The sequence below is a fragment of the Micromonospora sp. NPDC047707 genome (assembly GCF_040704235.1).
In the GTDB taxonomy this organism is placed as follows: domain Bacteria; phylum Actinomycetota; class Actinomycetes; order Mycobacteriales; family Micromonosporaceae; genus Micromonospora.
In genome coordinates this window covers 1-8,094 of record NZ_JBEYSU010000075.1, presented here as the reverse complement: position 1 = coordinate 8,094, position 8,094 = coordinate 1, and the positions used below count along the sequence as shown (strand labels likewise).

The 8,094-nt window shown below is 67.8% G+C and carries 5 protein-coding genes and 1 pseudogene; 2 read left to right on the top strand and 4 right to left on the bottom strand.

Annotated elements, in window-relative coordinates; genetic code table 11:
* Positions 1–385: 385 nt before the first annotated feature.
* Positions 386–1,624, bottom strand: coding sequence for an IS110 family transposase (locus tag AB0873_RS31080; RefSeq protein WP_366604240.1), 1,239 nt, complete (start codon positions 1,622–1,624; stop codon positions 386–388).
* Between the two features lie 547 nt (positions 1,625–2,171).
* On the opposite strand from AB0873_RS31080, the gene AB0873_RS31075 reads away from it, so the two are divergent.
* Complete coding sequence (locus AB0873_RS31075) at positions 2,172–2,615, top strand: hypothetical protein (RefSeq protein WP_366604239.1); 444 nt, start codon at positions 2,172–2,174, stop codon at positions 2,613–2,615.
* A gap of 8 nt (positions 2,616–2,623) precedes the next feature.
* Here AB0873_RS31075 and AB0873_RS31070 read toward each other — a convergent pair.
* A protein-coding gene (locus AB0873_RS31070) for an IS5 family transposase (RefSeq protein WP_366604241.1) occupies positions 2,624–3,489 on the bottom strand; the annotation gives its coding sequence in 2 pieces (ribosomal slippage) (positions 2,624–3,150 and positions 3,150–3,489; 867 coding nt in all).
* A 113-nt stretch (positions 3,490–3,602) separates the two neighbouring features.
* Here AB0873_RS31070 and AB0873_RS31065 point away from each other — a divergent pair.
* The gene (locus tag AB0873_RS31065; RefSeq protein ID WP_366604237.1) at positions 3,603–4,637 is read left to right on the top strand and encodes a questin oxidase family protein; all 1,035 of its coding nucleotides are present in this window, start codon (positions 3,603–3,605) and stop codon (positions 4,635–4,637) included.
* Positions 4,638–5,071: 434 nt separating this feature from the next.
* Here AB0873_RS31065 and AB0873_RS31060 read toward each other — a convergent pair.
* Positions 5,072–6,274, bottom strand: a pseudogene (locus AB0873_RS31060) (IS110 family transposase); the annotation flags it as partial.
* 206 nt (positions 6,275–6,480) lie between these two features.
* The gene (locus AB0873_RS31055) at positions 6,481–7,875 is read right to left on the bottom strand and encodes an IS1380 family transposase (RefSeq protein ID WP_366604235.1); all 1,395 of its coding nucleotides are present in this window, start codon (positions 7,873–7,875) and stop codon (positions 6,481–6,483) included.
* Positions 7,876–8,094 lie beyond the last annotated feature (219 nt).

Sequence of the window (8,094 nt, the reverse complement as noted above, 5' to 3'; positions counted from 1 at the left end):
ACCCGGACAGCCTGGCGACACCGCGCCATCCGGGCCAGCATCCCCGCGGCGCGTCACGCCGTGACAGGGCAAAGGTTCTCTGACGCGGCACTAGACCCCTCGGCCGGCTGCTTCGTTCAGAAAGAATGATCGTGGCTCAAGGGCCTGCCATGTGCCGGGGGCGAGCTGTGGAAACAGTCGACTGGCGTCCGTCAGAATCCGGCGATGTCCGCACCCGCCGTCACTTGGCTGGGGCCTCGGGCAACATCCACATGGCTACCCCCGACCCGCCGGAATGTACATCAGAATCCGGCGTACAGGTCGACTCGTCCGTCGCCCATCAGGTCGCAGCCTCGATCAAGGCTGCGACCTCGTCGTATGTACGGACGTCGGTGGTCGTTCTTGGTCAACTTTGGCCGGCGTTTGACGGCCTGGCGACGGCCTGACGGCCTGGAAGCTGCCTAATGTCTTTGTCAAGCGGCAGTGGCGTAGTCGGCCTGGTAGGGCTGGCGGGTTCGCAGGAGTGCGTGCAGCACGTTGATGCGACGGCGGGCCAGAGCGACGAGTGCTTGGTGGTGCCGCTTGCCTTCGGCGCGTTTGCGGGCGTAGAAGGCTTTGCTGGCTGGGTCGCTGCGGATGGCGGCGAACGCCGATTGGTAGAAGACGAATTCAGTGTCTTGCTGCCGGCGGTGGCGCGACGCAGGTAGTGAACCTTGCCGGATTGTTGCAGGACGGGTGCCAGACCTGCGGCGGAAGCCAGTTGGTCGGCGGTGGTGAATCGGGCCGTCGTGCCTGCCTCGGCGAGGAACTCGGCGGTGAGGGTGGCCCCCATCCCGGGCAGGCTGAGGATGAGGGCCGCGTCAGGGTGGTTGTTGAGGTCGGCGGCGATCTCGCGGTCCAGTTCGGCGAGGCGCTGTTTGACGGTGATGGCTTCGGCGGCCAGCTCGCGGACGAACTCGGCGATGCGGGTCTGGCCGGGAACGGCGACGTGTTGGCCTTGTGCGGCCGTGAGCGCGGCGGTGACCAGTTTGTCGGCGTAGGGCCGTCGGGTGCCTTGACGCAGCAGGTGTTCGGTCAGGCGTCGGCGGCCGGCGCGGCGGATGTCGTCGGGAGTGCAGTGGCGGGCGAGCAGCCGCAGGTCGCCGAGGTTAGTAACGTCCAGGTTGCGTTCCAGGCCGGGGAAGATGCTGGCCAGCATCTCGCGCAGCCGAACCAGGCGGCGGGTCTGGTCCACGACCAGAGCGCGTCGCCGAGAGACCAGCAGTCGCAGGTCCAGCGACGTGTCGTCGGTGAAGTCAAGCTCGCGCCAGTCGTCTCGCAGCCGCAGCTGGTCGGCTATGACTTTGGCGTCTCGCGGGTCGGACTTGTGCTCGCCGCCTCGGGTGGCGCGGCGGGCGCGGTTGACGACCAGCCCAGGCACGTGCACCAGCCGCAGACCGGCCTCCAGCAGCATGGTGGTCAACAGGCTGGCGACCCCGCCCATCAGATCGATAGCCACCGTCACAGGACCATGATCGGCCTGAACAGTGAGCAGGTAGCCGACCAGCTCGTTGATGCTCGCCGGGTCGTTGTCGATCTTCTTGCTCAGCAACAGCTCGCCCGAGTCAGTCAGTTCGACCGCGGCCCAGTGAAAGTCCTTGCCCACGTCCACACCCACGGCTACCGCCAACGATGCCTCGCTTTCAGGTCGCTCGTATCGGTGCGTCCCCGCCCCGCCGTCAACGCCCTACATAGCGATCGATCGCAGTGCCCAATCAGCGGTCAGGACAAGGGTGCGCGGCCGGGGGCCAAGCCTCCTGAGCCATCGAGGGCAGCCAGCCTGAAAGCCATCCCGACCCGCCTGCGCTTCCCGATCATTCCGGACGACCGGGGCACACCCAAGAAGGTAGGGCAGCCTGATCTTGGACTGCGATCGTCGGTTTGGAAGGACGAAGATCACGATCATCAAGGCCCCAGGTGGGCCAGGTCAAGGCAGCGGACGTGCGACCGTTCGTGTCTCCTGGTGACCGTCCGGGGTACCGGCTACTGGCACGTGGTGGGCACGTCCTTTGGGGGCACTCAATCGCCGGATGACGGCCTACGCCTGGCTGGATCACTGCCTTGCAAGTGTGCTCTAGAGCGTGTCCTGTCGATCTTGCGGTGGTGAGAGCATCGAGGCCTTCGTCTTGTGATGTCGATCAGGGGGTTCACGGGTGTCGAGCCTGGTGTCGGCCGAAGAAGTTGAGTTCCGGGTGACGTTTGGGATGTTTGCGTTGGTCACGGGTGCGGGTGGTGACCCGCTTGCCGACGAGAGGCCAATCGCGGCCATTGTTGATGGTGGTGTTGGCTTCTTCAGCGCTGCTAGGGATCACAGCGTGAGTGTTCGGCTGGAGTTCTGGGATGCGGAGCCGGACGATCCTCCGTTGGATGAGTGCGTTGTTGCTGGTGACGTGGTTTTGGCCGCGTCTGCTGTGGCGCTGGTAGGGATTGATGGAGGCGGGTATCGGGAGTTTCCCGCGCCGTTCGACGGTCGTGCGCGTGTGCTGGTGAGCTGCACCGGCCGGGAAGAGGCCGCGCGGTTGGAGCGCGATGAGCACGAGGCGTTCTTCTCCGACGTCGAGTACTGGCTCGTCTGGATGTGGCCGCACCGCGCCTGACCAGTCGATCATGGAAGCCAAATGATGGCGGCGATGAGGACGAGGCTGGCTCGATAGAGGGATGCGCGTTTGGCGTAGCGGGTGGCCAGGTCGCGCCACTGCTTGAGTCGGTTGAAGCAACGCTCGACGACGTTGCGCTTCCTGTAAGTCGCCTTGTTGAAGGCGGGTGGCCGCCCGCCGTTGCTGCCCTTGGCGGCGCGGCGGGCGACCTGGTCTGAGCGTTCCGGAATGACGTGCCTGATTCCTCGGGAGCGCACGGCCCGGCGGGTGGAGTCGTGGGCGTAGCCCTTGTCCGCGATCAGGACGTCGGGACGTTTACGGGGCCGACCGGGTCCAGGCGCGTTGACGCGGATCGCGTCGAGCAGCGCAAGGAGTTGGGGGTTGTCGCCGGCCTGGCCGGGGGTGAGCAGGATCGACAGCGGCCGTCCACGTCCGTCGACGGCCAGGTGGATCTTCGTGCTCAGTCCGCCTCGGGATCGGCCGATGGCCTCGCCATCTTGCGCACCAGGTGTCGCTGGACTTGTCGGGGAGCCCCTTTCTTGCGGGCGCCAGCGGCATGCTGGGGCGCCCGCACGATCGACGAGTCAACGCTGATCGTCCACTGCACCGGTGTGCCGTCGTCATGGACCTGCGCCGCCGCGAGGATCCGATCCCATGTGCCATCGGCGGTCCAGCGGCGCAGCCGTTCGTGGCAGGTCTTCCACGGCCCGTACCGTTCCGGCAGGTCACGCCACGGCGCACCGGTCCGCAGCTTCCACAAGATCCCGTTGATGACCTGCCGGTGATCCCGCCACCGCCCCCGCGCCCCACCAGGCTCTGGCAACAGCGGCGCGATCACCGCCCACGCCTCATCGGTCAACTCACCACGACGCACCACCGGCACATCGTCAACGACCCGCCGCTACAAGATCGACAGGACACGCTCTAGGTCAACCCCAGCAACTTTCGCTTGACTTCAACCGAAGTTCAGATTGCAGACTCGTGTGTATGACGAGTTCCATCCTTGACGAGGCATACGAACGGGTGCGTCACACCGGGCCGGAGCGAGACGGTTGGCTTTCCAATCACGCCCCCATGGCGGCTGAGGCCCTGGTTCACCGCGGCCACGAGCGGGCCGTTCACCAGTGGATTGACGCCTACGCCGACAAGCTGGAAGAGCGACCACGCGGTATTCGACCCATCCGAAGTGATGAGTGGCGTGACCCGCTCGGCGACCCGGTTCGTACGGGAGACTGGCTGAACTATTTCGACCGCGAGCTGGCCGGCGAAACTTGGCCGGACGTGCTGGTCCGGTGGTGGCCTCGCCTGTTGCCTGGCATAGCCGCTGGCGCGACTCACGGAGTCATCCGGGTCGGCCACGCCATACGCGCTCTGCTCGAGGAGGAGACCCAGCCGCGTGTCGCCGAACTCGGTCAGGGGCTGGCCTATTGGGCCGCCCGATGGCAGCCCCTAGCACCACCCGGCGCCGGACCATATCCGATAACCGACGCCCGGTCCGCGCTCGACGCAGTACCCCGTGTACCCGACCAGCGGTCCGGCATCCGAGCCCGCCTCGCTCAACTGGCCGACCTGACCCCCTGGCCGGCAGTAGCCGGCGCAGTGCCCGGCGACAACAAGGACGATGTGCCAACCCGGCTCGCGGGCATCGTCGACGCTGCGGTCATCCGGCACGGCACGTACGGGTACGCCAGCCCTGTCATGCTCGTGCACGCCGCCACCGCGCCGAACGCAGTCCTGCGTGCTTTGCCGGCTCTACCGCCGACGCTCTGGGCGCCGAGCCTCGCCGCCGCGTGGGCGGCAACAGCCGCGGTTACCGCCGCCTACGCCCCGGCCAAGGCACGGCCCGCCCCGCTCGGAGGGACCGACCTGAGCCTCGATGAGGTCATGCGCCGTGCAACGGACACCGGAGATGCGCACGCGATCAAGTTCGTTGACACCGTGAGCGACACCTACACCCGTTCCGGAGATCCCGCCCTGCTCGCCATCGCCGCGCAATCCATCGAGCAGATCGCCGCCGACTAACAAACGCGTGCCATCTGCTGTGCCAGACACGAGCAGCGGATTTCCTCGTCGGGCAGTCGTAGACCTTCCAGCCTCCCCGGACGGGGACAAGGTGGAGCGCCCTACCGGACGAGTCTCAATGGCGGTTGTCAAGCGGGCTGTGCGGTGGGGCGGGTCTCCTCGGTCGGGCAGGCTTGTTCCTGCCCGACGGTTCTCGGTCGGGTCAAGGCTCGCCGAAGGCGACCGCGTAGCGGCTTGGCCTTGACCCGGCCGGGGTTCTCGGGCCGCCCCTTGGGTGCCCGGGCGAGGAGACCCGTTGCATTCTCTGAGACCTCCCACAGGGGTGAGTGTCAACTGGCGGCTCCTTGGAGGGCCGGGGTGTGGGGCAGCGCCCCACGGTTGGCGGGGTGCGTGTCCGGGCTTTGCGTCGTGGGCTCCGCTGGTCCTGGCGTTGGGAAGGCCTTGGTCTCGTCGTAGGGCTGGCGGGTGGTGAGGCAGTGGTGGAGGATGCCGAGCATCCGGTTGAACAGGTTGCGTTGTGCGGCGGCGTGCCAGTCGCCGCGGTCTCGTCGGCGGCGGTAGTGGGCCAGGGCCCCGGGTGAGGTGGTCAGGGCGCAGAACGCCCACTGGTAGCCGACCGAGGCCAGGCGCTGGTTCTTGGCTTTGCGGTTGAACACCGCGCGGGTCTTGCCGGATGCTCGGGTAACTGGGGCGGCGCCGGCGTAGGCCTTGAGGGCGCGGGCGGTGGGGAACCGTGTGGGGACGTCGCCGATCTCGCCGAGGACGCGGGCGCTCTGCAGCGGGCCGAGGCCGGGGAAGCTGGTGATCAGGGCCGCGTCGGGGTGTTGGGTGAAGGCCTCGATGGTGGCTGCGGCCAGGTCTTCGGCGTTGCTGATGGCGGTGTCCAGTTGGCGGAGCGGACCGAGGGCCTGTTGGCCGAAGGCGTGTTCGATCGCTGGTGGCTGGCGGAGGTGCTCGGCGCGGAAGATGGCGTGCAGCCGGGTCGCGGTCGCGGTGATGTATCGGCGTCGGCCGGCCTGCACGAGCAGGTCGCTGATCTGCTCGACCGTGAGCGCAGCTGCGGTGGCCGGATCGGGCGCGGCGCGGCGCAGGGTGCGGGCCATCGGCGAGGCGAGTCCGTCTTCGAAGCCGGTAGCCGCGGCCAACATCGCCGGGTAGTACTCGCGCAGCAGGCTGCGCAGGCGCAGCAGCAGGGTGGTGCGGTCCCAGACGAAGTCCTGCTGGGCGCGGGCCAGCACCCGGATGGCCTGGACCAGTTCGGTGTCGGACGGAAGCGGCCGATGGGCCAGGGCGTCGGTGCGCAGGATGTTGGCCAGCACCAGCGCGTCACCGGCGTCGGACTTCTTACGCGCGGCCGAGTGCCGGTCCCGATAGCGGGACACCGCCAGTGGGTTGATCGCATAAACCGGCCGTCCGGTCGCCCGCAAGCACGCCACCAGCAGCCCGCGTGAGGTCTCGATCGCCACCGGGATCGGGCTCTCGGCGCGGTCGCCATGCGCGGTGAGCAGGTCCAGCAGCTTGGCGAAGCCGGCGGCGTCATCGCTGATGCGTAGCTTGGCCAGCCGCTTGCCGCTGGCATCGACCAGCGCCACGTCGTGATGGTCCTCGGCCCAGTCGATCCCGCAAGTGATCTCCAACGTGTCCCCTTCCCCAACCTGTCTTGGCTTCTTCAAGCCGGTAGGGGCACGCGACGTCCTAAGCCTGAATCCACCGAGGCGTTGCCGGGTTGATCATCAATCTGTCTTGGTTCGATGTTCATCGATGGCGCGTGTGGGTGGGCGTGTAGCGTCGGCCGGTCTCGGTTTCCGGCTTGCTCCGTGAGTACGCGGTCGGTCGGGATCGGTCAGGGTCGGGTTGGTGGCGGTGCGTGGGCAGCGGTGAATAGGTGCTGCCAGTCGTCTTGCCAGGGCCAGTGGGCGGGCAGGTGGAGGACGAGGCGGCGTGCGCGGTGGGCGAGGCGGGCCGGGATGGTGATCAGCTTGCGGCGCAGGGTCGCCGCGCGGGCTTTGGCGAACACCGCACCGGCGAGGACGCCGGCGGCGCGGGTCAGGTTGTGGGTCATGGCGGCCAGGGTGAGCCAGGCGGCGTTGGCGGCGAAGCGGCCGGAAGGCAGGTGGGCCAGGGGTCCGTCGATGAGGTCGGCGAAGACCTGCTCGACGATCGCGTGGCCGCGGTGGGTGAGGTCAGCGTCGACGACCGGCTCGTCGTTGTCGGTCAGGAACGCGTGATAGCGCCAGATGGGAAACAGTTCTTCCTGCCCGGCGGGGGCGGGGTTCTTCTCCCGGACGCGGCGCACGATCAGCCGGGCGGTCACCTTGTGCCGGGTGGTTTCGAATGCGGTGTAGGTGGTCTCGGCGACCTCGGCGTCGGAGATCCACGCTCCGGTGTCGTCGTCGAACACTGCACCCGGGTAGCGCACCGGCGTCCACGACTGCTCGTCGATGGCGGCGATGGCGGCGGCCAGTTTCGGGTTGGACTGCAGCGTGAACGAGAACCGGGCTGCGGCTTGGCGGCAGGCTGACACGACCGGGCCATTGCCGAACGCGCTATCACCCCGCACGAGGATCGTCCCCCTCGCACCGGCCGCTCTGGCGCAGCCGATCGCCTGGCGTACCAGTGACGCCGCGGCCCGCCCGGAGGCGGCGTTACCACCCCGCAGCCGGGTCGCGGCGATCACCGGCGCCGCCTGCGGCGTGGCGAGCGTGGCAACCAGCGGTGACAAGCCGCGCAGCCTCACGCTGTAGCCGCCGACCTTGGCATGCCCGAACGCCGCACCCTGCTTGGCATGCCCGTACACCCGGCGCAGCAGCGAGTCGACATCCACATAGGTCACCTGACCGGCGCCGGGAAGCAGCGGCGTCGCCGCGGCCAGGGCGGTCAGCAGATCCCGGGCGGCCGCCTCCAACTGCAAGCTATGCCCCCAGGTGAAGAACCGCAGGAACGATCCCAGCGTCGACGGCGCGTACACCCCGGTGAACAGCCGACCCATCCCACCATGACGCAGCAGATCCAAATCATCGATGCTGTCAGCGCCAGCGGCCATCCCCGCCACGATCGCCGCCGCCTTACCGCCAGGATTGGCCCCGGTCGACAGGTCAGGACGAACCCGCCGGGCTACCACACCAGCCAGATCCACGCGCTCGGCCAGACGCATCACCGGGACCAACCCGGCACACGACACCAGATTCGACTCATCGAACACCGCGTCTACAGCACGGGACCCATGCGACAATCGCACCTGACAGATGCCCTCTCGACCAGGCTGATGGAAGCTTCGAGAACTCCCATTTTCCCAGGTCGGAGGGCATCTTCTTGCCTACCGCGCCGACGCAACCCAGATGCCCCTCGGTGGATTCAGGCTAAGAAATCGTTTCAGTTTGAGTTCGGTGTGTCGCTTGTGGACGATAGCGGCGGGCGGTAGATCGGTGGGCTGTGCGTGAGAGGGAGATCGTTGACG